This window comes from Nonomuraea sp. NPDC049158 (assembly GCF_040648335.1).
Lineage (GTDB): Bacteria > Actinomycetota > Actinomycetes > Streptosporangiales > Streptosporangiaceae > Nonomuraea.
The window spans coordinates 1-24,567 of the sequence record NZ_JBEZDM010000037.1 but is presented as its reverse complement, the minus strand read 5'-3'; the positions used below and the strand labels follow the sequence as shown (position 1 = coordinate 24,567).

Here is a 24,567-nt window from a genome sequence, read left to right as displayed (position 1 = left end):
AGAAGGCTGACACACATGGAGTTCGAACGCGTCACCTTCGACCTGCCACACGGCACCTTTCACGCGCTGCAGGGTGGTGATCCCGATGGTCAACCGACGCTCGTCTTGCACGGCTTCCCGGACCATCCGCCGACCGCGACGCCCTTCCTTGCCGAGCTCGGCCGCCGCGGACGTCACGTCGTCGCACCCTGGCTTCGCGGTTACGCGCCGTCCCCGACCGCGGGGCCGTTCGACCTCGCAGCCCTCACCAGCGACGTGCTCGCGCTGATCGACCGCTGGTCTCCCGGGCGAGCCGTGGAGTTGATTGGCCACGACTGGGGCGCCGCGATCACATACCATACCTGCGTCACCGCGCCGGAGCGGATCGAACGCGCGGTCACGCTCGCCTTCCCCCACCCACTCACGTTCCTGAGCCGGCCGCGCCCCGCTCAGCTACGCCGAAGCTGGTACATGGGGCTCTTTCAACTGCCGGGAAGCGGCTTGATGGTCGCCGCCCGCGATCTCGCCCTCATCGACCGCCTCTGGCGTCAGTGGTCGCCCAGCCTCTCGCTCGATCCAGCTCTCCAGGCGGAGCTACACGAGCACCTGCGGGCGAGCATGCCCGCGCCCATCAAGTACTACCGGGCGATGCTGCGACCCGGCATGCTTGGGGCGACGCGCCGCCTGTCTCAGCCGATCACGGTGCCCCTGCTGCAGCTCCACGGTGCCGACGACGGCTGCATCCTCCCCCCGCAGGTCGACGACCGACATCGGTTCGCCGCCCCGCACGCGCTGGAGGTCGTCCCCGACGTCGGTCACTTCCTGCACATCGAGGCCCCCGAGGCGATCGCGGAACGGATCGCGGCATGGGCCCAGTAGCGGATCACTCGACCCCTGCGGCGAGACCACCGGGATCGGCGGCGCGCGGCGGACTCTGACATGGCGTTGTCGCCGACGGCGCGATGGAGCGGATCTCCGCCCGATGACCAGCGATGCAACCTTCGACCCGGTCGGCCAGAACCGTCAGGTAAACGCTGCTCGTCGATGACGGCGACCATCGCCGTTGCAGAGGTCGAGCTCCCCGAAGAAAGTTGTGGCCGCCTTCAGAATCGCGTCCTCACGCAGCCGACGGTTCTCCTCGTTCTCCTCGATCGTGACACCGGGCGCCTCGCCGCCGTCAACCTCGGCCTGGGCGACCCAGCGCCACAACGACTTCTGCCTACCGCGACCTGCTTGGACACCGCCAGCACCGCCACGGTATGTGGTCGGGTACTCGGCACGGTGCTACAGCATCAGCCGGACGGCTCGTGCCCCCAGCTCGGGATCCAACTTCTTCGGCATGACATGCTTCCCTTCCAACTCAGAAAGAATGCGGCATCAAACCGGCAAGGCCCCGCGAGGAGCATCGACTGCTCCTGGATGCGATCCGGCGCTGGGGCTCGGTGGACGCCGAGCGCGATTGCGCTCCGGTCACATCCGCCGGACCGGGGTCGAGCTGACCCGGCATCCGGAGCTGTTCAACCATGGCTCGCCGTAAGGCTCGGGTCAGAACGTCCTTCTGCTGGCGAGGTAGGCGTGGACTGCGGAGATGACCACGGATCCCTCGCCGACGGCCGATGCCACCCGCTTGACGGAGTCTGCGCGCACGTCACCGACGGCGAACAGCCCGGGTATCGAGGTGGCGAAGGTGTCGTGGGTGAGCACGAAGCCCTTGGCGTCGAGGTCGACGCCGATGTCGTGCAGCCAGGGTGTGCAGGGGTCCGCGCCGATCATCAGGAACAGTGCGGCCGCGTCGAGTCGTACGTCCCGGTCGCGGGCGCGGTCGTGCCAGGTCAGCCCGCTGAGCCGGCTGCTGCCATGGACGGCGGACAGTTCGCAGCGAGGGTGCACGGTGATCCGCTCGTGGTGGGTCAGGCGCTGCGCCAGGTAGTTCGACATGGTGTCGCGCAGGTCATCGCGGCGGATCAGGACGTGGACGTGGCCGGCGTTCCGCGCGAGAAACAGGGCCGCCTGGCCGGCGGAGTTGGCGCCCCCGACCACGACGGCGTTCCGCCCGGAGACCTGGTTGGCCTCCAGTTGGCTTGCGGCGTAGTAGACGCCACGGCCCTCCAGGTCGGCCAGGCCAGGCAGGTCCAGGCGCCGGTAGCGCACGCCGCTGGCGATGATCACCGCTGAGGCGAGGACGTCGTGCTCGTCGTCGAGCCGCACCCGAAACCCGCCGGGCACCTCCGACAGCCCAGTGACTGAGCGGGGTGATAGAAGCCTGGTCCCGAACTTGACCGCCTGCAGCATCGCCGCCCGTGCCAGTTCAACCCCGGACACGCCGCGGTAGAAGCCGAGGTAGTTCTCGATCCGTGACGAGCTGCCGGCCTGGCCGCCGATGGCGACGTCCTCGACGACGACCACGTCCAGTCCTTCAGACGCCCCGTACACAGCAGCGGCCAGCCCCGCCGGTCCGGCGCCCACCACCAGCAGGTCACACCGGGAATCGTCGGCGATGCCCCACAGGTCGATTCCCAGCGCGGTTGCCAGGTCACGCGTGGTAGGCGCCGTCATGACGCGGCGCTGTGCCGTGACAACGGCCGTACGGGTCTCGGGCAAGGCACAGGTCTGCGCCAGCTCCGACCACGCCGACGGGTTCGAGCGCAGCACCGTCCGGTAGGGAATCTGGTTGCGTTCAGCGAAGTCCTGGAGGCGGTGCAGGTCGCGGTCGTCGTCTCCGGCCAGTACCAGACCACCCTCGCCCTTCCTGCTCAGGAAGCGCCGCCGGGCGTCCAAAGCGGACAGCAGGACATCGCTCAGCTCCCCCGAGATCTCCACCAGCCGGCGCAGTTCCTCCACCCGAACCCGCAGGATCGCGGTGTCTTCCATGGCCACGCCCTGGAAGACGGCGCGTTGTCCCATCAGCATGCCCAGCTCGCCGACGAAGTCACCGGCCTCGATCACGAAGACGACCCGGTCCTCCCGGCGGTCCACGAGGAGCACGCCACCGGTCAGCACGAGGTGCAAGTCGGTGGGATCACCGGCGTCCCACAGCAACTCGCCGGGCGCGGGGTGCAGTTCCTCACCGGATGACCGCAACAGGTCCAGGGCGTGTTGGCTCAACACCGGCCAGGCCACCTCATCGACCTCGCCCAGCCGACGGGACGAGTAATGGGTCAGCTCGTCCGGCACGGGGATGATGCTCATGCTTCTCCCTTGTCTGGCAGGCGAATCACTCCGGTCACGATTCTTCTCCGCTCGTTTTGCCGGCGTCGGCCCCGACTTCCGTTTCCCTGGGCTCAACTCTCGCCACGGCCATCGCCGCCGTGCCCAACCACCACAGCGAGCGTCCTTCGTGGACCTGACCAGTCTGATCGTATGGCCGACCTGCCGTACTTTGACAAGTCAGTACAGAACAGCATAGGTTTCTGACAGTTCAGTACACAACCGTCCTGGGCTCGCCGGACCGGCTTGGTCCGGGCTTGCGGGACCGTGATGCCGCGAAGGCGGCTTGGAGGTTGAACTCATGACACAGGTGACCCAGCCGCTCTTCGGCGAGGACTCCGCGAGCGATGCGCTGGCCGAGGGGACCGTCGACGTGGTGGTGATCGGCGGGGGCGCCGCGGGGCTGAACGGTGCGCTGATCCTCGCCCGCTCCCGCCGCTCGGTCGTCGTGATCGACAGTGGCTCCCCGCGCAACGCGCCCGCGGAGGCCGTGCACGGCTTCATCGTCTTCGACGGCACTCCGCCGTCGGAAATCCTTCGACGGGGCCGCGAGCAGGTGCGCCAGTACGGCGGACGCGTCGTCCAGGGCGAGGTGGTCTCGGCCGAGCCTGCCGCTCCGTCGGCGGACGGGGACCTGCGGTTCACCGTCACCCTGGCCGACGGCCGCAGCGTCACCGCTCGCCGCATCCTGGTGGCCACCGGCCTCACGGATGTACTGCCACAGGTGCCCGGGCTCGCCGAGCACTGGGGGCACAGCGTGGTGCACTGCCCGTTCTGCCACGGCTGGGAGGTGCGCGATGAACCCATCGGTGTCCTCGCCACCGGCCCGGCCTCCATCGGCCACGCATTGCTGTTCCGTCAGCTGACCGAGGACCTGACCTACTTCACCCACGGCACCGACCTGGACGAAGACAGCCGCGCCCGTTTCGCCGCCCGTGGCATCCGCGTCATCGACACCCCGGTCACCGAGGTCGTCAACGACACCGGCGGTGCCCTCGCCGGGGTGCGCCTGGCCGATGGTCAGGTCGTGGCCCGCCGCGTCCTCGCGGTCGGCCCGCGGATGCAGGCCCGCACCCAGGGCCTGGAAGGTCTGGGCCTGCCGGTGCAGGACCTGCCGAACATGGCCCGCGGTTTCGCCTCCGGCGCGGCCGGCTTCACCGAGGTGCCGGGTGTGTGGGTGGCCGGCAACGCCACCGATCCGGTCGCCCAGGTCGGAGCCTCCGCAGCGGCCGGCGCACTGGCCGGCGCCGAAATCAACAAGGTGCTGGCCATCGCGGACACCGACGCGGCCCTGCAGGGGATCGCCGAGGTGAGCCTGAAAGCGGCCACAGCATGAACGGCCGACCCACCCCAACCCGATGAAGGACACGACGATGTCGGAGCGCAATCCCATTCTGATCACCGGCGCCGGCGGCCAAGTCGGTGGCGTGAGCAGGGTGATGGTCGACATGCTGCTCGAACAGGGCCACCCGGTGCGCGCGTTCGTGCGACGGGACGACGAACGCGCGCAGTCGCTGCGCGAGGCCGGGGCCGAGGTCTTCGTCGGCGACCTGCTCAAACTCGCGGACGTGGCCGCCGCGCTGAAGGGTGTCAGGCGCATCTACTTCAGCATGACCCCGCAGCCGTACTACGCCGATGCCCTCACCTTGATGGTCGCGGCGGCGCGAGCCCAGGGCGACATCGAGGCCTTCGTGCACATGTCCAACTACGAGCAGTCGTACATGACGCTCGAGAAGATGACCACACCGGAGGAAGAGCGGCGTTCCTGGCTCGGCGGACTGGTCACGGACTGGTCACCGCAGCAGCGGGCGCACTGGGTCTGCGAGCGGGTGCTGGACTGGTCCGCCATCCCCACCGTCAACGTGCGTGCGACCCTGTTCGCCGAGAACCCCCATCTGACCTGGATGCTCCTGGGCCCGCTGAGCAACGGCGAACTGCGCCTGCCCTTCGGCAACCAGCGGCTCGCGCCCATCGCCGTGCACGACGTGGCCGAGGTGTGCGTGAAGATCCTGGCCGACCCCGCACCGCACATCTCGAAGTCCTACGCGCTCACCGGCCCGGAGCTGAAGGACATGTACGGGTTCGCTGAGGACTACGCAGCCGTGCTGGGACGCCAGGTCGTCTACATCCCTGAGGAAGTGGAGACCTGGAACGAGGCCTTCCTTGACGAGACCGTCCTGCAGGAGACCCTGGGCGATCCGGCTGCGGCCCGGCACGTGGCAACGCACCTGAAGATCCAGACCAGGCTGATCGCCAGCGGGCGGTACGACGTCCTCTCCGACCAACTGGAAACCCTGCTCGGACGCCCACCGCGGACCATGCGATGGGCGCTGCAGAACAATACTCGCCTGCGCGAACTGGTGGGTGCCCCGAGCCGCTGAGCGCTCCGGAGCAGAACATGACGTCACACCGGAGTCCTCAGCAGGCGGATCTCATCGGTCACGACTTCGGCGCCGCGGCGGCGTACGCGGTAGTAAGCCCGGACGTGTGGCGTCTCCGCAAGCTTGTCCCTTTGGCCGGCAACTGCTGACCGCAAAAGGGGGCCACAGGATGATCTTGAAGCCCTGAGATCTCAGCCCGTCACCCGCTCGCCTCACCTTCGTTGGTGAGGAACCGATCTGTTTCCCAGGTGGAAACCGATCAGTTTCCAGACGGTTTTCAGCCATGCCAGCAAGCAAGCAGCAGGAGCGTCCCGCCGAGGTCAACGCCACACTCCTCGGCTTCCTCGCCCGCCTCGACGACTCCACATCCTCGGCTTCCTGAAGGGCCGACCCACCCCAACCAGATGGAGGACACGACAATGTCGGAGCGCAATCCCATGGACAAGAACACGACATCGCGACAGCGGGCCCTGGTGGTCGGCCTCGGGATCAGCGGGACCGCCTCCGCGCTGCGACTGCATCGCGCGGGCTGGGACGTGGTGGTGCTGGAGAAGGCCCCCGAGCGGCGCCGCGGCGGATACTTCATCGCCCTGTTCGGGACCGGGCTCGCCGCCGCCGAACGGCTGGGCATCGCCGATGCGGTGCCGAATCGCTTCGCTCCGGAAGGCGTGAGCTACGAGGTCGACCGCACGGGCCGGCGCCGCCGCGGTGTGGGCTACGCCGATGTGTTCGGCGGGTCTCGAATGGTGATGCGGGGCGACATCGAAGACGCGGCCTTCACCGCCCTGCCCGACGAGGTCGAGATCCGGTACTCGACCGTGCCGATCGCGCTGGACCAGTACCTCGACGGGGTGGACGTCGAGATCCGCGACCTGACGACGGAGACGACGACCGTCGAACGGTTCGACCTGGTGGTCGGGGCAGACGGACTGCGCTCGACGGTGCGCCGGCTTGCGTTCGAGTCCGAGCAGAGCCCGATCCGTCGGCTGAACTACATGATCGCCGTGTACGGCCTGCCCGAGCCGGTACCCGGCTACCGCCTACAGGACGGGCTGATCATGGCCGAGGCGGGCCGATCGGTGTGGGTGTTCTCGTTCGCCGACCGTCCGCCGTCGGTACTGTTCTCCTACCGCACCGACGACGTGAACGCCGAGTTCACCCGGCCGGCCATCGACTCGCTGCGCGCCGCCTACGGCCCCGAGCCCACCGGCTCCACGCTCGGTTGGCTGCTCGACCAGTTCGAGAAGGCCCCGGACCACCTGTTCGACTCCGCCGAGCAGGTGCACCTCGACCACTGGCACCGCGGCCGAGTCGTGCTCGTCGGCGACGCCGCGTGGTGCCTGACCGTTTACTCCGGCATGGGGGCATCCACCGGCCTGGCCGGGGCGGACCTGCTCGGCACCATGCTGGAACGCCACCCGCACGACGTGCCACGAGCGCTGCAGGACTGGGAGGACCACCTGCGCCCGTTCATCGACCACCACCTCGGCAGCGGTGTGAGCATGCGCGGTTTCTTCACCCCAGGCAACCGCGCCGAGTTGCTGCTTCGGTCCGTGATGATCCGCCTCGCCCGGCTGCCGATCGCCGGCCGGCTGCTCGCCAAGATGATGACCAACAGGGCGCGGATGAAAAGTCTGGATATCGCCGCCGCTGCAGCGTGAGTGGAGTTCCTCGAATACGAGCGGGAGAACGAGGTCGTCTGGGCCCGTGGAGACCATCCGCGCCGAGCAGCGTCAGCGCAACGAGCGGATGCTGGCGGTGCTCGGCGACTTGCTGAGCGCGGCCAAGGAGGTCGACCTGGCGGCCCGGAACGCGCCGAACCCGTGGACGGCGGTGCGGTGTCGGCATCAGACCGGCCGGGCGGTGCTGGACACGATCGAGACCAACGGCGGCCTGGCTGACCTGGTGGCCGAGCACGAGGCGCTGACCGCCTTCCACGGCGACAACTACCTGCCGCTGCTGGACCGCTTCTACCCCTCACACCGGGGGCTGCTGCTGCGCCTGGCCGACGTGCTGGTGCTGGAGCCGGCCAGCGCGGACCGCAGGCTGCTGGAGGCGCAGGAGTTCGTGCGCGCCAATGCCACCCGCACCAGCGAGCTCATCGGCGATGAGTACACCGCCGAGGAAGACGTCGGCGATGAGACGACCGGCGAGGTGTCCTCAGCGACGGTGCGCAAGCACGTGGATGTGTCACCATGTCCCCCTACTAGGAAGACTACGACCTGAACGCACCGCTGGAGGACATGGATGTCGACCTCGAGCTTGGAGAGGAGACCGATGCCGCCTGAGAGGCGCCGTTGCCGGGTAGCCGCCACGTCGTCAGACGGTGGTTGACGGGCTGGGCTGGCGCTTGTCGTTATTGATCGTCCTGAAGCGGGGACACCAGGCCGGCGTCGTAGGCGGCGATGACGAGCTGGACGCGGTCGCGGGCGCCGAGTTTGGCGAACAGGCTGGCGACGTGGGCTTTGGCGGTGCCGGGGCTGATATGCAGATGGGCGGCGATCTCGGCGTTGGACAGGCCGCGCCCGACCAGGGTCAGCACCTCACGTTCCCGCGCTGTGACGCCGGTGAGCTCACGCGGCCGCAGGCGGGGTTGAGGGCGTTCGGCGAACCCGGCGATGAGGCGCCGGGTGACGCTGGGCGCGATCAGGGCGTCGCCGGCGGCGACCACGTGGACGGCGGACAGAATGTCCTCCAGCGCCATGTCCTTAACCAGGAACCCGCTCGCCCCGGCCCGCAGCGAGGCGTAGACGTTGCCATCGTCGTCGAACGTGGTGAGCATGATCACGCGGGTGTCCGGGGATTCGGCGGTGATGGTCTGGGTGGCCTCGATGCCGTCCATGCCGGGCATGCGAATGTCCATCACGACCACGTCGGGACGTAGCTGCCGGGTGAGCTGGACGGCTTGGGCTCCCGTCCCGGCCTCCCCGGCGACGACGACGTCGGCAGTGCCGTCGATGACCATGCGCAGACCAGCGCGGATCAGCGGCTGGTCGTCGGCGAGCACGACGCGGATGGTCAACCTGCCTCCACGTGAGCGGTCTGGGCACGCCCCTGCGCTGAGGCGGCATCTGGTAGCGGGAGGGTGGCGGTGACGCGGAAGCCGCCCTCCGGGCGTGGCCCGGCGCTGAGGCGGCCATCCAGCAGAGCGACTCTCTCACGCATGCCGGCGATCCCATACCCGCTGCCGGGCGAGGCCGCAGTGGTAGCGGTGCCGCGCCCGTCGTCAGTGACGTCAACGCATAGTTTGTCGGGCGCGTAGCCGAGGACGACCTGGCAGTGGCGGGCGTCGGCGTGGCGGACGACGTTGGTCAGCGACTCCTGGACGATGCGAAAGGCGCACCGGTCCAGGACGGGAGGCAGCCCGCGTGGCTCCCCTTGGCGGCGCACTTCCACGCGGACGCCGGCGGCCGTGATCGTCTCGGCGAGCCGGTCGAGGTCCGCCAGCCCCGCCAAGGGCACCGGTTCCGGATCCGAGGCGGCGGGGGGCTCGCGGAGCACGCCGAGCATGTGCCGTAGCCCCCGCAGGGTCTGCCGGCTGGTGGCCTCGATCGCGGCGAGCGCGTCACGCGCCTGCTCCGGTCGGCTGTCGATCACCCGCACGCCCGCGCCGGCCTGGATGGCGATGACGCCGATGCTGTGCGCGACCATGTCATGCAGCTCGCGCGCGATGCGCAGCCTGTCGGCCGTGACCGCCGCAAGCTCGGCCTGCGCACGCAGCGCCCGGCCGTACTCGCGTCGTTGCCGAAGCGCCGTGCCCGCCGTCCAGGCCACCACCACGCCCAGGCCCAGCAGGACCGACAGCGCGAGAAAGCCTGAGGCGAAGACACGCAACCCTTGAATGAGCAGCGCCCCGTGCCAGGCCACCTCCTGAACGATCAACGTGGTAGCCGCCGCGACCAGCCCGGCACGGCGTGCACGGGTGGCCGTGATGGAACAGACCAGCACATCGGCCACCGGCACCAGCGGCCAGACCCGCTCCGCCGGCTGCGTCAACGCCACGGCCACCAGCAGTTCGGCCAGCAGCACCGCCAGCACCGCGCCCGGCCGCCGCCGGGCCCACACCAGAGGAAACGCCATCGCGGCGACGAAGCCCGCGTGCATCGCGCCCGCTGGCAGCAGACTCTCGTCATCGGCCAGCGTCACGGCGTACAGCAACGGCAGGGAGGCCACGACGGCACACCAGGACAGCGCCGTCCGCACCCCGTGCGGCAACCGCTGCGTCAGGGGTGGCCTGGGCATTTCAACGCGCACCCGGTCGATCGTAGTCACCGGCTTGCGCTGCGGGCATCGGCCTGCGGGCCTATGCCCGCAGGCCACCCCCGCCCGCCCGGAAACCGGCCCACGGCCAGATGCGACGCCCACCGGGCCTGCGACACCGTTGGGCGGGTGATCGAAGTCAACCAACTGACCAAGCGCTACGGCGGGGTGGCGGCCGTCAACGGCCTGACCTTCACCGTGCGGCCGGGCTGCGTCACCGGGTTCCTCGGCCCGAACGGCGCCGGCAAGAGCACCACTATGCGGATGATCCTCGGGCTGAACCGGCCCACCAGCGGCAGCGCCACCATCAACGGCCGCCCGTTCACGGCGCATCGCGCCGGACTGCGGCACGCCGGCGCGCTGCTGGACGCCGGCGACGTGCACGGCGGGCGCAGCGCCGCCGCCCACCTTTCCGCGCTGGCCCGCAGCAACGGCCTGCCGCGCCGCCGGGTGAGTGAGGTGCTGCGGGAGGTGGGGCTGGAGAGCGTGACCCGCCGCCGGGTGGGAGGCTTCTCCCTGGGCATGCGGCAGCGGCTCGGCATCGCCGCCGCCCTGTTGGGCGACGCGCCGGTGCTCCTGTTCGACGAACCGGTCAACGGCCTGGACCCCGAAGGGGTGCGCTGGGTACGCGGCCTGTTCCGGCGCCTGGCCGGCGAAGGACGCACCGTGCTCGTCTCCAGCCACCTGATGAGCGAGATGGAGCACACCGCCGACCGGCTCATCGTCATCGGGCGCGGCGAACTGATCGCCGACGAGAGCGTGGCCGAGTTCGCCGCCCGCGGCACCGGCGCGGCCGTCACCGTCCGCACCCCCGACCCCGCCGAGCTCGCCGCCGTCCTGACCTTGGCGGGCGGCCACGTACGGCAGGACGACGGCGACGCCCTGACCGTCACCGGGCTCAGCGCCGCCCGCATCGGCGAACTCTCCTACGAGCGGCGCGTCCTGCTGTACGAGCTCGCCCCGCGCGCCGCCTCGCTGGAGCAGGCCTTCATGGAGCTGACCGCCGACCGCTCCGAGCACCGCAGCGCCGTACCGGCGGGTGAGCCGCGATGACCGCCGCGCGCTTCCGCGACCTGCTCGCGGCCGAGTGGATCAAACTCTGGTCGCTGCGCTCCACCCGCTGGCTGTTCGGCCTCGGCATCCTGGCCATCATCGCGTTCGCCGTACAGAACAGCCTGGACGCCCGCAACGGTTGGGCCGACTTCACTCCGATGGAGAGGGCTAGGTTCAACTCGCTGAACGAGGTGTTCAGCGGCCTGAGCGCCACCATGCTCATGATCGGTGCGGGGACCGTGGGCGCGCTCACCATCGTGGGCGAGTACGCCACCGGCCTCATCCGCCCCACCCTGACCGCTGTCCCGGCCCGTCACCGCGTCGTGGCCGCCAAGCTGACCGTCGTCGGCACCGTGATGCTCGCGACCGGCGCGCTGATCTCGGCGGCCACCTTCGGCGTCAGCCAGGCCATCCTGTCCGGCTGCGGCGTCGCCGTCTCACTGGGCGACCCCGCCGTCTGGCGCGTGCTGGCCGCCAACGCCCTGCTCGCGCCGGTCTCCGGGCTGGTCGGGATGGGGATCGGCGCGCTGCTGCGGCACACCGCGGCCGCCGTTGTCGCGGTCTGCGCCGTGCTGGTCATCGCGCCCACATTTCTTCAGCCGACCGTCCACCAGTGGCTCAACGACCTGTACGCCCTGATCCCCTTCTACGTCTGGCGTACCTGCCTGGGCCTGCCTCAGCTCCGCGACGACCCAGCCCTGCCCACGGTGGCCGGCTCCTGGGCCGTCTTCGCGCTCTGGCCGCTGGCCGCCGCCGTCCTGACCCTGCTCGTCGTGCGCCGCCGCGACGTCTGAGCACCTGCCGGAAGGAAAGCCGATGAAGACCCCACGCCTGCCGGCCGTCGCCCTGGCGGCCTGCCTCGCCCTGACCACGGCCTGCGCCCCCATGGCCTGCGCCACCACGAGCGCGTCGGCCACCACCGACCTCCACCTGCAACTGCCCCGTCCCACCGGGGCCGACCCGGTCGGCCGCGACATCCTGTCCCTGGTCGACACCAGCCGCAAGGACCCCTGGGTCCCCCAATCCGGCCCTCGCAGGCTCATGCTCTCCCTGTACTACCCCGCCCGCTCCGCCACCGGCGATCCCGCCCCGTACATGACCGAACAAGAGGCCGCGTCCTTGGTCCAGCGCAAGGTGCCCGGCACCGGGCTGACGGCGGAGGCCATCAGCGGCACCCGCACCTACGCCCGCACCGGCGCCCGTCCCGAGCCGGGCCGCCATCCCCTGGTGGTGCTCTCGCCCGGCCTCGGCCTACCCCGGGCCAGCCTCACCGCTCTCGCTGAGGACCTGGCCAGCCGCGGGTACGTCGTCGCGTCGATCGACCACGCCTACGAATCCTCCGGCACCACCTTCCCCGGCGCCGGCCTGCTCACCTGCGCACCCCTGTGCGACCAGCCCAGGCCCCCGGAGGGCGGCAAGGCCACCATCACCAAGAACCGCGCCAAGGACGTCTCCTTCGTCCTCGACCAGCTGACCGGCCGCCACCCCGCCTGGAAACACGCCCGCCTGATCGACGCCAAGCGCATCGGCATGGCCGGCCACTCGCTCGGCGGCGACGCCACCTCCGCCACCATGCTGACCGACCCCCGGGTCAAGGCGGGCATCAACCTCGACGGCACCATCAACGCCACCCTCCCCGCCACCGGTTTCGGCGACCGCCCCTTTCTGCTCATCGGTAGCCAGTCCGATCACAGCCCTGGCAAGGACCACACCTGGGACGCCACCTGGCCGGTCCTGAACGGCTGGAAGCGCTGGCTCACCGTCGCCCAAGCCGACCATGACAGCTTCACCGACCTGTCCATCGCGGCGAGCAAGGCCGGCCTGCCGGATCCCGGCACCATCGCCGCCGAACGCGGAATAGCGATCACCCGCGCCTACGTCACCGCCTTCTTCGACCAGCACCTCAAAGGCAGGGCACAACCCCTGCTCGATGCCCCCGACCGGGGCAACCCCGAGGTCGCCTTCCACAGCCCATGACGTCGCACTGCATGATCGTTCCCGGGCCGCGAGCCTGACCATCGCATGAATCGCCGGACGAACGCACCGTACTTCCGAGATTAACGTCATCTCGGAAGTACACTCCCAGGTGCGACTTCCGAGATGACGCAACCCGGATCTCTCCAGAAGCCCGAATCGGCTTCCGAGATTACGAAGCCCCGTCCGGGTGCCCGACCGACTAGGCTGCCGCCTGCGTATGACGTCATCCTCGACGAGTACGCCGCTGCGCTGGAGCACGCGCCGCTGTCGGCCGAAACCCGGCGCACCTACCGCTCCCGCGTGCGCATGTACCTGGCCTGGCTGGCCGACCACACCACCTCCTACACCACCGATCCCCTGACCGACCGCCAGGCCCGCGACTGGACCGTGCGCGACTACCGGATGTGGCTACTGCGCGCCGGCCCCGCCAGGCGAAGCCGCGTCTACGTCAACTCCGCCCTCACCGCCCTGGACGACTTCCACGTCCGCAGCGGCCTGGGCAAGGCCGGCATCGCCCGCGAAGACCTGCCCAAGAACGCGCCCCGCGCCCTGGAGGAACGCGCCCGCATCCGCTGGCTGCGCGCCGTGGAGGCGCATCCGTCCGACCAGCTCCACCCGTGACCCTCCGTGCGCCCTGGCTTTGGCTGAACGCATTTATTCGATTGTGTGTTTGAATTTTTGTCCCATCTCAGCGCCTTTACAAAGTAGATTTATTGGACTTGCAAACCGGCGCGGCCCGGGTCGGCCAGATACTCGCTGTAAAGCGCCGGCAACACCAGCAGGTCGTCTAGGTGGGCGGCGGCGGAGAACGGCGGGCGATCGCGCCGGCGAATCCGGGCCTGGGCGGCCATCCCTTCGCGACCCCCATGCTGTGGGTCGCGATCCAGTACCTGATGCCCGGTGAGGACGCCCCCGAGCACCGCCACCGACAAGCCGATGACCTGGATCGACGGCCTCGACATCCCGTTCCTGTACGCCTCCGAAGCGCAGTTCTTCGAGTTCGGCCGCGACCAGATGAGCGTCGCCGGGCGAATCACGCCCGAGCGCTCCCGTTCCGAGCGGCTGTGGGCCCACCCCGGGGCTGCGTCCGCTGTCCATCGGCGAATTCGTCCCGGGGACCCCGCTGCTTTCCTACAAATGGGAGTTCACCGACCGCGCCCTGACCGACCAGCTCTCCCTCGAGTCCGAGGGCTTCGGTGGCACCATCGAGCCCGGCCACGCCGCCGTCCGCTACATGAACCCGGCCACTGGCGCCGACATTCTGCCTACAATCCGTGCCGAGATGCACCGGTCGGCGGCCGGGCTCTGATCGGGAGGGACTTCGCGGGTCACGGGCGGCGGATGCGGTAGCGCAGGTGCGTGACGTGCTGGGTGGGTTCCTCGACCTGCGACGTGGTCAACCGGCGGACCGGGTCGAGTTCGATGTGCTCGGCCGGCAGGTCGTCGAACAGCCTTCGTCCCTGCCCGAGCAGGACCGGTACGACGTGTAGTTCGAGCTCGTCGAGCTGCCCTGCCCGCAGCAGCGCCTGCGCCGCCCCGGCACCATGCACCATCACCTCACCGTCCCCGGCCGCCGCGCGGGCCTGCGCGGCGCACTCGCGGACGTCGGTGACATAGCGGACGCTGCCCGGCGGCGGCTCGTCCGGGACGTCGTGGGTCAGGACGAAGATGGGGACGCCGTCGTGATGGTCGCCCTGCCAGCGGTCGGCGTGCTCGTAGGTGCGGCGGCCGGCGATGAGGGCGCGGGTGGCCAGCGCCTCGGCGTACACCTGCCCGCTGGGTCCCGGAGCGTTGCGCCGGTCGAGCCAGTTGAAAAGCCGGAACCCGCCGATTCCCAGCGGGTTGTCCGGGCTGTCCTGCGGCCCTGCGACGTAACCGTCCAGAGACACGGTCATATACAGCCGGATGAGCGCCATCGCCTCAACCCTCCATTCTCACGCGGTAGCGCAGGTGCGTCACACCCGGCCCGTCCGCGGCACGCAGCAGTTCAAGCTCAATGTGGTCAGGCGGCATATCCGCAAAAAGCGGTTCACCCTGCCCGATCAGGACCGGGACCAGGTGAATCTGCACCTCGTCCAGGACACCGGCGGCAAGTGCCAGCCGAGCGGTGCGAGCCCCGTGGACCAGCACGTCCTTGTCGCCGGCCACCTCCTTGGCCATGGTCGTCGCGGCCGCTACGTCGCTCACATAGGTGACCCTGGGCCATCGCAGCTCAGGATCGGGCCGACGGCGGCTCAGGACGAAGATCGGCACACCATCGTGATGGTCACCACCCCAGCCGCCGGCAAGCTCGAACGTCCGCCGCCCGACAACGACCGCCCCACTGGCCATGACCTCGTCCATGACCTCACGACTCGCGCCCACCAGGTGGTCGAGGTCCCTCCTGTGATCGGCATCGGCATCCGGCAGAACCCACTCATGCAGCCGATGCCCTTTGTCACCGAGCCCGTTGCCCGGCGCCACGTTCGGCCCGGCGATGAACCCGTCCACCGACATCGACATGAACAGCACGGCCTTACTCACGTTTCCAGGTCCTTTCCGTACATCCAACGGGGTGCAACGAGAGTCATCGCGGGCCCGATTCAGTGCTCGTGAACTCGATCTCGATGGCGATCTCGATGGTGTCGGCGACCACGATGTTGCCGGCGCCGAAGCCGAGCTGGATGTCGACGCCGAACGCGGCGCGGCTGATGGTGGTGGTGGCCGAGAACCCGGTGCGCTCCGCGCCGGACGGGTCGTCGACGACGCCGAGGAACTCGGCTTCCAGCTCGACGGTCCTGGTGACACCGTGCAGGGTCAACTCGCCGACCAGGATGAACGTCTCGCCGTCGAAGCCACGGACCTCGGTCGAGGTGAACGCGATCTGCGGGTACGTCTCCACGTCCAGGAAATCGGCCGACCGGATGTGCTGGTCGCGCTGTTCGTTGCCGGTGTGCACCGAGGCGGCGTCGATGAGGGCGGTCACCCGGCCGCCGCCCTCGCCGACGCTCAGCGCCGCCGAGGCGAGCGCGAACTCCCCTCTGACCTTGCCGACGCCCATGTGGCGGACCTTGAACGAGATGTCGGAATGAACGGGGTCGCCGACCCAGACGCCGGCGGCGAGGGCGCTATCGACGGTGATCATGGCGTAGTTCTCCCTATCATGCGGCCCGGCCTGCCCGGGCGGATACTCGAGGGACATCGACATGTGCTGCACGGACTTCGCCATGCGGTTTCCTTCCTTTGCCGGCGCAGGGCAAGCGCCCGCCAGCGGCCTCGCACGCCTGCACCGTGGGAGGGTTGGATCTTGATAGCGGTTTCGACCTCGTCGAAGGAGTGGTAACGCACGTACGGTGGCCCGTCCGGGCGCACGTCGTGCTCACGCAGGTGGCACCGCAGCGCGGTCACGTCGTCCCTCAAGGTTTGCTGGAGCTGAGCCGCCACGATGGTGTGCCGCACGTGGGCGACGGGTCGCGAAGCGAGGGTGTGGTAGACGACGTCTTGGCTGTGCCCGCAGTTCATCGTGTTCATCGTGGGTGTGGTCAGCTGGGAAAGGTGCCGCCTGGGCGAGTTCTACGTGGTGATTCCGCACCGCACGATGCCCGTTTGGTCTGTCATGGTCCCCTGGGGCATCGTGCTCGCGATCGACCTGGTGGTCTCCTTCAGCTACACCCTCGTCCCTCGCGGTCAGCGGACGACGCGGTAGGACAGGTGGGTCGCCGCCGGGGTCGCCATCACCTGGGTGCGTTCGAGGGTGATCGAAGAGTCGAGCATGCCGAACAACGGCGTGCCGCCGCCGACCAGGACCGGGATCACGTGTACGCGGATCTCGTCGACCAGGCCGAGCGGGAGCGCCTGCTGCATGACGGTCGCGCCGTGCAGCCCGACGACCTTGTCCCCCGCCGCCTTCCTGGCCTGCTCGATCGCGCTGGCCACTCCGTCGGTGACGAAGGTGAACACAGGCGGGTACGACCTGGTCGGCTTGTGGTGAGTGACCACAAAGCACGGGACATCGCCGACCGGACCGCCCTCGCCCCAGCCGCCCTCTCCTTCGTTCTTCTCAAACGACTTGCGGCCCATCACCACCGCACCCGAGTCATCGATCACCCGCTCCAGGATGGCCCGATCCTCGTCGGTCGCCTGGGCGGACATCCACTTGTGCAGCATCCAGGCACCGTCGCCGAACGGGTTCTCACGGCTGTCGTTCGGGCCGGTGACGTACCCGTCCAGCGACATGGACATGTCGCAGATCACCTGTGCCATAAATAACGCCCTCTCTCTGTCGCATCCGGGAACGCGGTCGCGGTTGTGCATCGCGGCCTCCTCGCTCAACGGTGTACCGCCAGTTTGGCGGGCGGCACGCATCTGGACATCCGTGCTGAGCACTGAGCCGCTACGGAACCGTCACTGACGTACATCAGCCTGGTATGCGTGGATCCGGTGGCCGAGTTGGCGTGTCCGGCGCGCATGGGGGGCGCGCGTTCACCCTTGTCACGCGCAGCGGCCAGATCGCCGAAGCTGAACGGCTTGGCGGAAACGGTCGCGGCGGAGGTGATGGTGACGCATTGGATCGTCATGCCCAATCCTCTCCGTACCCGCCTACGACCAACAGATCAGAATGTCATCAGACAGGGTGAGCAGCGTCTCCTCGATGGTGGTCAGCCCTCGAGCGGCGGGGGCCACGGCCGCCCATGTTGCCCGCGTCAGGGCAGCAGCCGTCGCTCCTTGGCCACCGCCACTGCGCCCGCCCTGGCCTCCGCCCCAACTTGCTGGAAATCCTCCCGAGATGGGTCTTCACCGTCGCTTCGCTGATGAACAGGGCCCGCCCGATCGCGCGCGTGATGTCGGCGTCCGTGTCCAACATGGTCAGTACCAGGACGCGCGGCCCCTCACCAGCGGTCAGCTTCCTCGTGGCCGTCACGCCGTCCATTCCGTCGCCGAGTTGAAGGTCCATCAGCACGACGTCCGGGTGGGTGCGGGCCGCCATGGCGAGCGCCTCATCGCCGCTGCCCGCTGGTCGTCCAGACAGGTGAGGGTGAGCGCGGGCCGGCACCGGCCTGCCGGTGACCCCGTACCTGCAGAGCGTGCTGGGACACTCGCCGGTCGGCTCGGCGGTGTTGTTCGCGCCCGCCACTACGCGATGGAGGTCCTCCCCGTCACCCACCAGTCCGGCCCGCACAGACCACTCTCGGCCGTGGCCCAGCGCGTCGAACACCGGGCGCGAGCTACCGGCCCCGCGTCATCACCTAGTCGGCTCCTCCGCCCAGCCTGGGCGCGGAGGCCCAGAACCGGCAGTGATGGGTGGTGCTCGCCTCCACGGGCGAGATGCCTCGGGGCGCGGAGTCGAGAACCTGGGTGGACGGGTACGCCTGCCACCGGGGCAGGCCGGCATGGTTGGGGTCGCCCGTGGCGGCGAACGTGCTCCAGTAGCGGATCATCTGCGCCGACAGGTGCCGCTGCGCCGGGCTGAGGGTGATGGACGTGCTCTCGATGTCGAAGAGCATGGGGAGCTCCGAGCCGTGGTAGGCGCCGGTCGGGTAGCCCTTGGGGAACAGGCCAAGGATGTCCGGTACGTCAGGGTCGGCGAACTCGAAGCCGTAGACGGGCACATGCCGGGCCAGCAGCTTGCTCGCGGTGAGGGTGGGGCACACCCAGCCGGCGTCCGTGCCGACGGCCGCCCAGGCGAGCGCAGCCGCGGAGCCGGCTCCATCGGGGCCGGTGGAGTCGCGGGTGTAGGCGCGGGGCGGGTATTCGGCGTACACACGCCGGGCCTGGCGGGCGCCGAAGGTGGTGGTGAGCAGCGCCCGGTAGCGGGCGTCGTCGATCGGTTGTTCCAGTTCGAAGAGCCGGGTGAACAGGCGGTGCTCGTGGCGGGTGTTGCCCTGCATCACGGGCACGCTGCGGAAGTCGCCCCGGCGCAGTGCGGCGGCCGGGTCGGCGGGCAGCACCGGGGTGCCGTAGGCGGGCTGGGTGAAGCGGCCGTTGAGGGCGAGGAGCTTCCCGGTGTCCAGGCTGCGCAGGCAGGTGGTCGCTCGCGCTCCCGCGCAGCCCAGTTCCCTGGCGGCCTTGGTGCCGCGGGCCTCGGTGTCCGCGCGTGAGGCCCAGTAGGAGATGGCCTCCAGGCCGGGCGCCATGACGTTCTTGGGCCAGCGTTGCAGGCAGGAGCCGCTCTGGATGATGGCGCGGTGGAACAGGCCCGCCGCCTGGGGGGAGGTGAGCTGGGCGCAGACGCTCGCCCCGCCGGAGGATTGGCCCATCAGCGTGACCGTGCGCGGGTCTCCGCCGAACGCGGCGGCGTTGGCTCGCACCCAGCGCAGCGCGGCCTGCTGGTCGGCCAGGCCGTAGGAGCCCGAGCCGGGCAACTTGGGGTGACCGTAGAAGCCGAACACGCCGAGCCTGGAGTTGACGGTCACCACGACCGCGTCGCCGTTGGTGGACAGGCGGCGGGCGTCGAAGTCGCTGCCGGCGCCGGAGCTGAACGCGCCGCCGTGCAGGTAGACCAGAACCGGCCGCCGTCCGGCGAGCTTGCCACTGGGGGTGGTGACGTTCAGGTAGAGGCAGTCCTCCGATGAGCGTGCCGCGACTGCGCCCTGCTCGTCGAGTTGGGCGCACGCCGGCCCGGGGCGGCGCGCGTCGCGCACCTCGGTCCAGGGACGGGGGCGTACCGGGAGGGTCCAGCGCCGTGCCCCCGTCGGCGGCTGGGCGTACGGAATGCCCTGATAGACCTGTACGCCCTGCTCGGCGACGCCGCGCACCGGCCCCAGGTCGGTCTGCGCCACCGGGTCCCTAGCGTCCGCGGCCCCGCACATTGACATGATCAACGGAAGTGCCGCCGACGCCGCCATCACCCGCACCGGGAGCCCTGCCGACAGCCGCCTCATGAGGCGACCCAGCCCTTCAGCAGCCGGGCCCAGGTGCGGTTGTCGGTGGTCTCCAGGAAGCGCCGGTGGCCGACCATGAGATAGATCTCGCCATGTGCGGCGGTGCCGAGGATCAAGGGCTTGCCGGAGTTCAGCAGCCCACCCACGAAACGTCCATACAGGTCGGTGTACTCGTTCCTCACCGAGGTCACCTCACTGGGGCGGAGGATGAGATCGGTCTTGCCGTCCCAGCCGCTGATCACCAGGCGGTCGGCGTGGAGCACCACCTGACCACGGCGGGGGAACAGCACGCGCTGGTCCGCTCCCGCCGCGATTCGATCACCCCGGCTTCGCCCGGCCAGTTCGTCGGCCGTGGAGCCGGCGTACGCGCCTTGCGCCAACGGCGCCTTTCGCTCGTTCATGGCACCAGACTTGCGCCACCGATGTGCGGACCGCAGTGAGCCAAAGTCGTGACCGGCTCCGACTTTGGTCGATGGCTGAAGCTCACCGTGCGCGTGCGGCGATGGTCGAGCAGGGCATCCAGACGACCTCCACCATCCCCGCGGCAGGCACCGTCGCCCCCACGCTCGAGGAGGTCCAGCAGCCGAGCACAATGCTGTCGCACGACTGCAGCGCACGCACCTAATGAGGGCCACGACCTGACGATCGATTACACCGTTTCTCGCATCCGCCGCGATGACTTGCCCAACTCCATCACGCTCCCGTTCAACTGCCGAACCACGCGGCCTTGGACGCTCTCACCATTGCCGCAGCCGGCATGCCAGGCTCGGCCTCCCTCAATCAACCAGCGAATGTTCACGGCATGTCAACCTCCGCAACTCCGACGGCGTCACCGTTCTGGATGAAGGAGGAAATCGGGCAACGAATTGCAGTCGATCTTCGGCTCGTTTCGCGTCTCACGTCTGCCTGATGGCGCGCCCCGCGGCGGATGCGCCCGACGCCGCCATGAACGGGCGCCGACACTGGCCGAAAAGGAAAAATATAAGGTCCAAAATCAAGCAGATTGATGGCCGGAATATTCATCTCCTCTAGCGTCGAGAATCGGACAATCCATTATATTCGGCTGTTTAAGCCCACCGATATGAGGTTGATATGGCAAGGTGACAGCGGGCTGATCAGGCATCGCGCAGGGAGACGGGATCGGCGAATCAGCGGCACGAATTCCTTGGGGTGGGTTTTTAGATGGACGATGAACTGATTCTCAGCGTCGACGCTCCGGCCGATCAGTTACGCGACCTGCGTGGCCGGCTGGCCGCCGAGACACCCCTGCGAGGGCGGGTGCGGTTGGTGCACGGCCCGCCGCCCGAAGGGGCGCTCGGTGTCGAACCGGAGGCGCTGAGCGTCGTTTTCGGAGCGGGCGGAGCGCTCGCCACCGTGACCAGCGTGGTGATCGCCTGGCTGAGCAGCCGCAAGAGCGAGGTCACCGTGAAGATCACTCGGGGCTCGACCGCGGTCGAGGTCAGCGCTAAGGGCGTCAAATCCCTCGACATGTCCGGCACCCAGGCGTTGACCACGCACCTGACCAAGCTTCTCGACGACGCCGATGCCCAGCGGCCGACCGTGACGGGCATGGGCCAGGGGTCGGAAACCAGCCCTGAGCCGGCCGCCGACGAGCCGGAGCTCCGATGACGTGCGGCCTCCCGCTCCAGAACGCCGCCATAAGCCCTGGCGAACGCCGCACCGCGCACGACTGACGGGGTCGGACAGGGAGCCTCGATGACCTCCGGTGAAGCGGCCCGTCTGATGCTCGGCACGGCGGGGGCGCGAGCGTTGCTAGCGGGCGTGGGCCCCGCCGGGACAGCGATACACGGCCTTCAGCGGCGCGCTGATCGAACTGCTGACCCGAGGCGACCCGGTCGCGCCGAGCGTGCTCACACTGGACGACGTGTACCGGTCGCTGGCACGCAGTCTGGCCGACCAGGGGTTTCCCGTACCCCGACGGCACGCGGCCGATTCCGTCGACCGCCAGCCCCTGGCACCCAACCCGGGGTGCCGGTAAGAAGCTTGTCGTGAGCCCCAAACGGCGTTGATCTTGTTGTGACGTGCCTGGTCAATGCTGGCGGCCATGGAACACCCCCCGATACACATCGACGAGCTGGTCGAGTACTGGACGATCCTGGACGAAGAGCGCAGCCTCATCGCCGGAAAGCGCGACGCTACTCGACTTGGCTTCGCGATCTTGCTGAAGTTCTATACGCAGCATGGCCGGTTCCCGCGTGGTCGCTCGGAGCTGCCGGACGACGTGGTCGAGCACGTGGCCAAGCAGGTCCAGGTGCCTGCGTCGGAGTTCGGCTTCTATGAGTGGTCCGGCTCCACGATTGAGTACCACCGCAGCCAGATTCGTACGCATCTGGGCTTTCGTACCTGCACCACGGCGGATGCGACGAAGCTGGCGGTGTGGCTGGCCGAGCACGTTGCGCACGCCGAGCGGCGGCCCGAGCGGGTCCGGGAGGAACTGCTCAAGCATCTACGCGAGGAGCGGATCGAACCGCCGACGCCGGGTCGGATCTCCCGGATCGTGGCTTCGGCCCTGCACAACGCCGAAGTGACCTGGTCGATGCGGATCACCTCCCGGCTGAGTCCCGAGAGCACGCAGCGCATCGGCGCGCTGGTCGGCCTGGACGATGTCAGCCGCGCGGTGACCGAAGCGGCCGGCGCTGACCAGGAGCCCACAGGCGAGACGCCCGAGGACGACGACTTCGATGTGCTGGCGTTCATCAAGTCCGCGCCGGGCAACGTGAGCCTGGAGTCGATGATGACCGAGATCCGCAAACTGGCGGCGGTGCGCGCGATCGTGCTGCCGCCCGGGTTGTTCGCCGATGTGGCGCCGAAGGTGATGGCGTCCTGGCGTGCCCGGGCGGCGGTGGAGGCGTCCTCGCACATGCGCACGCACCGGCGCGAGCTGACCGTCTTGCTGCTGGCGGCGCTGATCCACGAGCGGGAGCGGGAAATCACCGACACGCTGGTGGAACTGCTGATCGCCACCGTGCATCGGATCAAGGCGCGGGCCGACAGCAAGGTGACCAAGGAGCTGATCAACGCGTTCAAGCGGGTGACCGGGAAGGAGAACATCCTGTTCAAGGTCGCCGACGCCGCGCTCGGCCAGCCTGACGATCCGGTTCGCGCGGTCATCTTCCCGGCCGTCAGCGGCGGCGAGCAGACGCTGCGGGAGCTGGTGCATGAGTTCAAGACCAAGGGCCCGGCCTACCAGACCACGGTGCAGACCACGTTGCGCGCCTCCTACACCAACCACTACCGGCGTGGCCTGATCGCGCTGCTGGACACCCTGGAGTTCAGGAGCAACAACACCGCCTTCCAGCCGGTGATCGAGGCGCTGGAGCTGATCCGCCGCTACGCCAAGGCCGGTAACACCACCTACTACCCGCGCGGCGAGGTGGCGCCCGAGCACCGCGGCACCGCCGGCGAGTGGGAGGACCTGGTGTTCAGGAAGGACAGGCGCGGGCGTCGGCGGGTGGTGCGGATGGTGTATGAGATCGTCACCTTCCAGGCGCTGCGCGACGCGCTGCGGTGCAAAGAGATCTGGGTGGTCGGCGCCCACTCCTTCCGCGACCCGGAGGAGGACCTGCCCAAGGATTTCGCCGCCCGTCGCGTGGAGAACTACGCCGAGCTGCGCAAACCGCTGGACCCCCGGGAGTTCATCGCCGAGTTGAAGGCCGAGATGCGCGCCGAGCTGGAGGCGCTTGACACCGCGCTGCCGAAGCTGGACTGGGTGGCTATTTCCGAGCGTAAGTCCGGGGCGATCAAGCTGACGAAGATCGGCCCGGCGGAGGAGCCGCGGAACCTGCGCAAGATCAAGAAGGAGGTGAGCCGGCGGTGGGGGTCGGTTCCGCTGATCGACATGCTCAAGGAGGCGGTGCTGCGCACCGGCTGCCTGAAGGCCGTCACCTCGGTGGCGGGCGGTTCCAGCCTCAAGCCTGAGGTTCTGGCGGAACGGCTGATGCTGGCGATCTTCGGGTACGGCACCAACACCGGGATCCGGGCGGTCGCCTCCGGTGGCCACGCTCACAGCGAGGACGACATCCGCTACGTGCGGCGCCGCTATCTGACCCCGCAGATCGCCACCGATATCGCGATCGCCATCGCTGACGCCACCTTCAGCGCCCGGGAGGTGGAGCTGTGGGGCGAGGGGACGACCACCGTCGCCTCCGACTCCACGCACGTGCGCGCCTACGACCAGAACATTTTCACCGAGTGGCACTCGCGCTACGGCGGCCGCGGCATCCTCATCTACTGGCACATCGAGCGCGGGTCCATGGTGGTGCACTCCCAGACCTTGCGCGCCTCGGCCTCGGAGGTGCACGCGATGATCGAGGGCGCGGTCCGGCATGGCACCACGATGAAGGTCGAGGGCAACTATGTGGACTCCCATGGCCAGACGGAGATCGGGTTCGGCGTGACCCGGCTGCTGGGCTTCGACCTGCTGCCACGCATCAAGCAGATCAACAAGGTCAAGCTGTACCGCGTCGAGAGCGGCGAGAGCGGCGAGAGCGAGCTGTACCCGCGGCTGACGCCGGCGATGACCCGGCCGATCAAGTGGGAACACCCTCATGCTGCAAGACGTTTTCGCTGATCAGGAGTGGTTGGATCTGCTCGCGCCAGCCGATCGACGGGGGTTGACCCCGTTGTTCTGGCAGCACGTGCTGCCGTACGGGGAGGTGCGGCTGGATGTGGGCAAGCGGCTGGTGCTCAGCGGCGGCGGCAGCGCTGTGGACGGGGTGTGATGGCACGGCTCGGCGAGGCCGGGTCAGCCTCTAGGCCCTCTGCTCGCCGGGTAGCCCCGGTGCATTGCTGCACCGGGGCTCGGCAATCCGATCGCTCAGCCACGCGGT

25 protein-coding genes and 1 pseudogene are annotated in these 24,567 nt (G+C 69.1%); 14 read left to right on the top strand and 12 right to left on the bottom strand.

What is annotated here, in order from left to right:
• Positions 1–15 precede the first annotated feature (15 nt).
• A complete protein-coding gene (locus tag AB0B61_RS46670; RefSeq protein ID WP_358447087.1) occupies positions 16–858 on the top strand; it encodes an alpha/beta fold hydrolase in 843 nt (280 codons plus the stop codon).
• Between the two features lie 144 nt (positions 859–1,002).
• Here the strand turns inward: AB0B61_RS46670 and AB0B61_RS46665 are convergent, their stop codons facing one another.
• Both AB0B61_RS46665 and AB0B61_RS46660 read right to left on the bottom strand, forming a co-directional pair.
• Positions 1,003–1,188 (bottom strand): hypothetical protein, encoded by a 186-nt coding sequence (locus tag AB0B61_RS46665; RefSeq protein WP_358447084.1) that lies wholly within the window; start codon positions 1,186–1,188, stop codon positions 1,003–1,005.
• Between the two features lie 336 nt (positions 1,189–1,524).
• Entirely contained in the window at positions 1,525–3,168 is a 1,644-nt protein-coding gene (locus AB0B61_RS46660) for an FAD-dependent oxidoreductase (RefSeq protein WP_358447081.1), read from the bottom strand.
• Between the two features lie 319 nt (positions 3,169–3,487).
• Between AB0B61_RS46660 and AB0B61_RS46655 the strand changes: the two genes are divergently transcribed.
• The 4 genes from AB0B61_RS46655 to AB0B61_RS46640 all read left to right on the top strand — a co-directional run bounded on the left by AB0B61_RS46655 (position 3,488) and on the right by AB0B61_RS46640 (position 7,793).
• Positions 3,488–4,522 carry an NAD(P)/FAD-dependent oxidoreductase gene (locus tag AB0B61_RS46655; protein WP_358447079.1) on the top strand — a complete coding sequence of 345 codons (1,035 nt, stop codon included), beginning with the start codon at positions 3,488–3,490 and terminating at the stop codon, positions 4,520–4,522.
• Between the two features lie 22 nt (positions 4,523–4,544).
• Positions 4,545–5,567: an NAD(P)H-binding protein gene (locus tag AB0B61_RS46650; RefSeq protein WP_358447076.1), complete on the top strand. Its 1,023-nt coding sequence runs from the start codon at positions 4,545–4,547 to the stop codon at positions 5,565–5,567.
• A 404-nt stretch (positions 5,568–5,971) separates the two neighbouring features.
• Positions 5,972–7,228: an FAD-dependent monooxygenase gene (locus AB0B61_RS46645; RefSeq protein ID WP_358447073.1), complete on the top strand. Its 1,257-nt coding sequence runs from the start codon at positions 5,972–5,974 to the stop codon at positions 7,226–7,228.
• Between the two features lie 46 nt (positions 7,229–7,274).
• Positions 7,275–7,793 (top strand): hypothetical protein, encoded by a 519-nt coding sequence (locus tag AB0B61_RS46640; protein ID WP_358447070.1) that lies wholly within the window; start codon positions 7,275–7,277, stop codon positions 7,791–7,793.
• A gap of 130 nt (positions 7,794–7,923) precedes the next feature.
• Here the strand turns inward: AB0B61_RS46640 and AB0B61_RS46635 are convergent, their stop codons facing one another.
• Both AB0B61_RS46635 and AB0B61_RS46630 read right to left on the bottom strand, forming a co-directional pair.
• Entirely contained in the window at positions 7,924–8,589 is a 666-nt protein-coding gene (locus AB0B61_RS46635; protein ID WP_358447067.1) for a response regulator transcription factor, read from the bottom strand.
• Positions 8,586–9,821: a sensor histidine kinase gene (locus AB0B61_RS46630; protein ID WP_358447065.1), complete on the bottom strand. Its 1,236-nt coding sequence runs from the start codon at positions 9,819–9,821 to the stop codon at positions 8,586–8,588. The genes AB0B61_RS46635 and AB0B61_RS46630 overlap by 4 nt, the downstream gene beginning before the upstream one ends.
• A gap of 135 nt (positions 9,822–9,956) precedes the next feature.
• On the opposite strand from AB0B61_RS46630, the gene AB0B61_RS46625 reads away from it, so the two are divergent.
• The 5 genes and pseudogenes from AB0B61_RS46625 to AB0B61_RS46605 all read left to right on the top strand — a co-directional run.
• A complete protein-coding gene (locus AB0B61_RS46625; RefSeq protein WP_358447062.1) occupies positions 9,957–10,880 on the top strand; it encodes an ATP-binding cassette domain-containing protein in 924 nt (307 codons plus the stop codon).
• Positions 10,877–11,674: a hypothetical protein gene (locus tag AB0B61_RS46620; protein ID WP_358447060.1), complete on the top strand. Its 798-nt coding sequence runs from the start codon at positions 10,877–10,879 to the stop codon at positions 11,672–11,674. The genes AB0B61_RS46625 and AB0B61_RS46620 overlap by 4 nt, the downstream gene beginning before the upstream one ends.
• 22 nt (positions 11,675–11,696) lie before the next feature.
• The gene (locus tag AB0B61_RS46615; RefSeq protein ID WP_358447057.1) at positions 11,697–12,857 is read left to right on the top strand and encodes an alpha/beta hydrolase; all 1,161 of its coding nucleotides are present in this window, start codon (positions 11,697–11,699) and stop codon (positions 12,855–12,857) included.
• A 123-nt stretch (positions 12,858–12,980) separates the two neighbouring features.
• Positions 12,981–13,478 carry a hypothetical protein gene (locus AB0B61_RS46610; RefSeq protein ID WP_358447054.1) on the top strand — a complete coding sequence of 166 codons (498 nt, stop codon included), beginning with the start codon at positions 12,981–12,983 and terminating at the stop codon, positions 13,476–13,478.
• Between the two features lie 158 nt (positions 13,479–13,636).
• Positions 13,637–14,160: pseudogene (locus AB0B61_RS46605) on the top strand (cupin); the annotation flags it as partial.
• 25 nt (positions 14,161–14,185) lie between these two features.
• Here the strand turns inward: AB0B61_RS46605 and AB0B61_RS46600 are convergent.
• The 3 genes from AB0B61_RS46600 to AB0B61_RS46590 are packed head-to-tail and all read right to left on the bottom strand — an operon-like array spanning position 14,186 to position 16,065.
• Positions 14,186–14,752 (bottom strand): dihydrofolate reductase family protein, encoded by a 567-nt coding sequence (locus AB0B61_RS46600; protein ID WP_358447051.1) that lies wholly within the window; start codon positions 14,750–14,752, stop codon positions 14,186–14,188.
• Between the two features lie 25 nt (positions 14,753–14,777).
• Positions 14,778–15,380, bottom strand: coding sequence for a dihydrofolate reductase family protein (locus tag AB0B61_RS46595; protein ID WP_358447048.1), 603 nt, complete (start codon positions 15,378–15,380; stop codon positions 14,778–14,780).
• A 43-nt stretch (positions 15,381–15,423) separates the two neighbouring features.
• Positions 15,424–16,065: a YceI family protein gene (locus tag AB0B61_RS46590; protein WP_358447045.1), complete on the bottom strand. Its 642-nt coding sequence runs from the start codon at positions 16,063–16,065 to the stop codon at positions 15,424–15,426.
• Between the two features lie 303 nt (positions 16,066–16,368).
• On the opposite strand from AB0B61_RS46590, the gene AB0B61_RS46585 reads away from it, so the two are divergent.
• Positions 16,369–16,542, top strand: coding sequence for a hypothetical protein (locus AB0B61_RS46585; RefSeq protein WP_358447042.1), 174 nt, complete (start codon positions 16,369–16,371; stop codon positions 16,540–16,542).
• Here the strand turns inward: AB0B61_RS46585 and AB0B61_RS46580 are convergent.
• The 5 genes from AB0B61_RS46580 to AB0B61_RS46560 all read right to left on the bottom strand — a co-directional run bounded on the left by AB0B61_RS46580 (position 16,524) and on the right by AB0B61_RS46560 (position 20,118).
• Positions 16,524–17,099, bottom strand: coding sequence for a dihydrofolate reductase family protein (locus AB0B61_RS46580; RefSeq protein ID WP_358447040.1), 576 nt, complete (start codon positions 17,097–17,099; stop codon positions 16,524–16,526). The genes AB0B61_RS46585 and AB0B61_RS46580 overlap by 19 nt on opposite strands.
• Before the next feature lie 65 nt (positions 17,100–17,164).
• A complete protein-coding gene (locus AB0B61_RS46575; RefSeq protein ID WP_358447038.1) occupies positions 17,165–17,413 on the bottom strand; it encodes a hypothetical protein in 249 nt (82 codons plus the stop codon).
• A gap of 47 nt (positions 17,414–17,460) precedes the next feature.
• Positions 17,461–18,051, bottom strand: a complete 591-nt coding sequence (locus AB0B61_RS46570; protein WP_358447036.1) for a response regulator — start codon at positions 18,049–18,051, stop codon at positions 17,461–17,463.
• 31 nt (positions 18,052–18,082) lie between these two features.
• On the bottom strand, positions 18,083–19,615 hold the full coding sequence (locus tag AB0B61_RS46565; RefSeq protein WP_358447034.1) for a carboxylesterase family protein: 1,533 nt from the start codon (positions 19,613–19,615) through the stop codon (positions 18,083–18,085).
• Positions 19,616–19,713: 98 nt separating this feature from the next.
• Positions 19,714–20,118, bottom strand: coding sequence for a hypothetical protein (locus tag AB0B61_RS46560; protein ID WP_358447032.1), 405 nt, complete (start codon positions 20,116–20,118; stop codon positions 19,714–19,716).
• Between the two features lie 71 nt (positions 20,119–20,189).
• Here AB0B61_RS46560 and AB0B61_RS46555 point away from each other — a divergent pair, with 71 nt between their 5' ends.
• From AB0B61_RS46555 to AB0B61_RS46545, 3 genes are all read left to right on the top strand, one after another.
• Positions 20,190–20,342: a hypothetical protein gene (locus AB0B61_RS46555; protein WP_358447029.1), complete on the top strand. Its 153-nt coding sequence runs from the start codon at positions 20,190–20,192 to the stop codon at positions 20,340–20,342.
• A gap of 557 nt (positions 20,343–20,899) precedes the next feature.
• Complete coding sequence (locus AB0B61_RS46550; RefSeq protein ID WP_358447027.1) at positions 20,900–21,346, top strand: hypothetical protein; 447 nt, start codon at positions 20,900–20,902, stop codon at positions 21,344–21,346.
• A 436-nt stretch (positions 21,347–21,782) separates the two neighbouring features.
• Positions 21,783–24,308, top strand: coding sequence for a Tn3 family transposase (locus tag AB0B61_RS46545; protein ID WP_358447024.1), 2,526 nt, complete (start codon positions 21,783–21,785; stop codon positions 24,306–24,308).
• Positions 24,309–24,567: the final 259 nt, after the last annotated feature.

What these genes read in the sequence shown, in the direction of transcription:
- AB0B61_RS46655 (WP_358447079.1), top strand. Translation starts at nt 3,488, where the DNA reads ATGACACAGGTGACCCAGCCGCTCTTCGGCGAGGACTCCGCGAGCGAT.
- AB0B61_RS46600 (WP_358447051.1), bottom strand. Translation starts at nt 14,752, where the DNA reads ATGACCGTGTCTCTGGACGGTTACGTCGCAGGGCCGCAGGACAGCCCG.
- AB0B61_RS46555 (WP_358447029.1), top strand. Translation starts at nt 20,190, where the DNA reads ATGGCTGAAGCTCACCGTGCGCGTGCGGCGATGGTCGAGCAGGGCATC.
- AB0B61_RS46615 (WP_358447057.1), top strand. Translation starts at nt 11,697, where the DNA reads ATGAAGACCCCACGCCTGCCGGCCGTCGCCCTGGCGGCCTGCCTCGCC.
- AB0B61_RS46650 (WP_358447076.1), top strand. Translation starts at nt 4,545, where the DNA reads ATGAAGGACACGACGATGTCGGAGCGCAATCCCATTCTGATCACCGGC.
- AB0B61_RS46620 (WP_358447060.1), top strand. Translation starts at nt 10,877, where the DNA reads ATGACCGCCGCGCGCTTCCGCGACCTGCTCGCGGCCGAGTGGATCAAA.
- AB0B61_RS46660 (WP_358447081.1), bottom strand. Translation starts at nt 3,168, where the DNA reads ATGAGCATCATCCCCGTGCCGGACGAGCTGACCCATTACTCGTCCCGT.
- AB0B61_RS46580 (WP_358447040.1), bottom strand. Translation starts at nt 17,099, where the DNA reads ATGGCACAGGTGATCTGCGACATGTCCATGTCGCTGGACGGGTACGTC.
- AB0B61_RS46645 (WP_358447073.1), top strand. Translation starts at nt 5,972, where the DNA reads ATGGAGGACACGACAATGTCGGAGCGCAATCCCATGGACAAGAACACG.
- AB0B61_RS46670 (WP_358447087.1), top strand. Translation starts at nt 16, where the DNA reads ATGGAGTTCGAACGCGTCACCTTCGACCTGCCACACGGCACCTTTCAC.
- AB0B61_RS46575 (WP_358447038.1), bottom strand. Translation starts at nt 17,413, where the DNA reads ATGACGATCCAATGCGTCACCATCACCTCCGCCGCGACCGTTTCCGCC.
- AB0B61_RS46545 (WP_358447024.1), top strand. Translation starts at nt 21,783, where the DNA reads ATGGAACACCCCCCGATACACATCGACGAGCTGGTCGAGTACTGGACG.
- AB0B61_RS46560 (WP_358447032.1), bottom strand. Translation starts at nt 20,118, where the DNA reads ATGAACGAGCGAAAGGCGCCGTTGGCGCAAGGCGCGTACGCCGGCTCC.
- AB0B61_RS46610 (WP_358447054.1), top strand. Translation starts at nt 12,981, where the DNA reads ATGACGCAACCCGGATCTCTCCAGAAGCCCGAATCGGCTTCCGAGATT.
- AB0B61_RS46550 (WP_358447027.1), top strand. Translation starts at nt 20,900, where the DNA reads ATGGACGATGAACTGATTCTCAGCGTCGACGCTCCGGCCGATCAGTTA.
- AB0B61_RS46590 (WP_358447045.1), bottom strand. Translation starts at nt 16,065, where the DNA reads ATGGCGAAGTCCGTGCAGCACATGTCGATGTCCCTCGAGTATCCGCCC.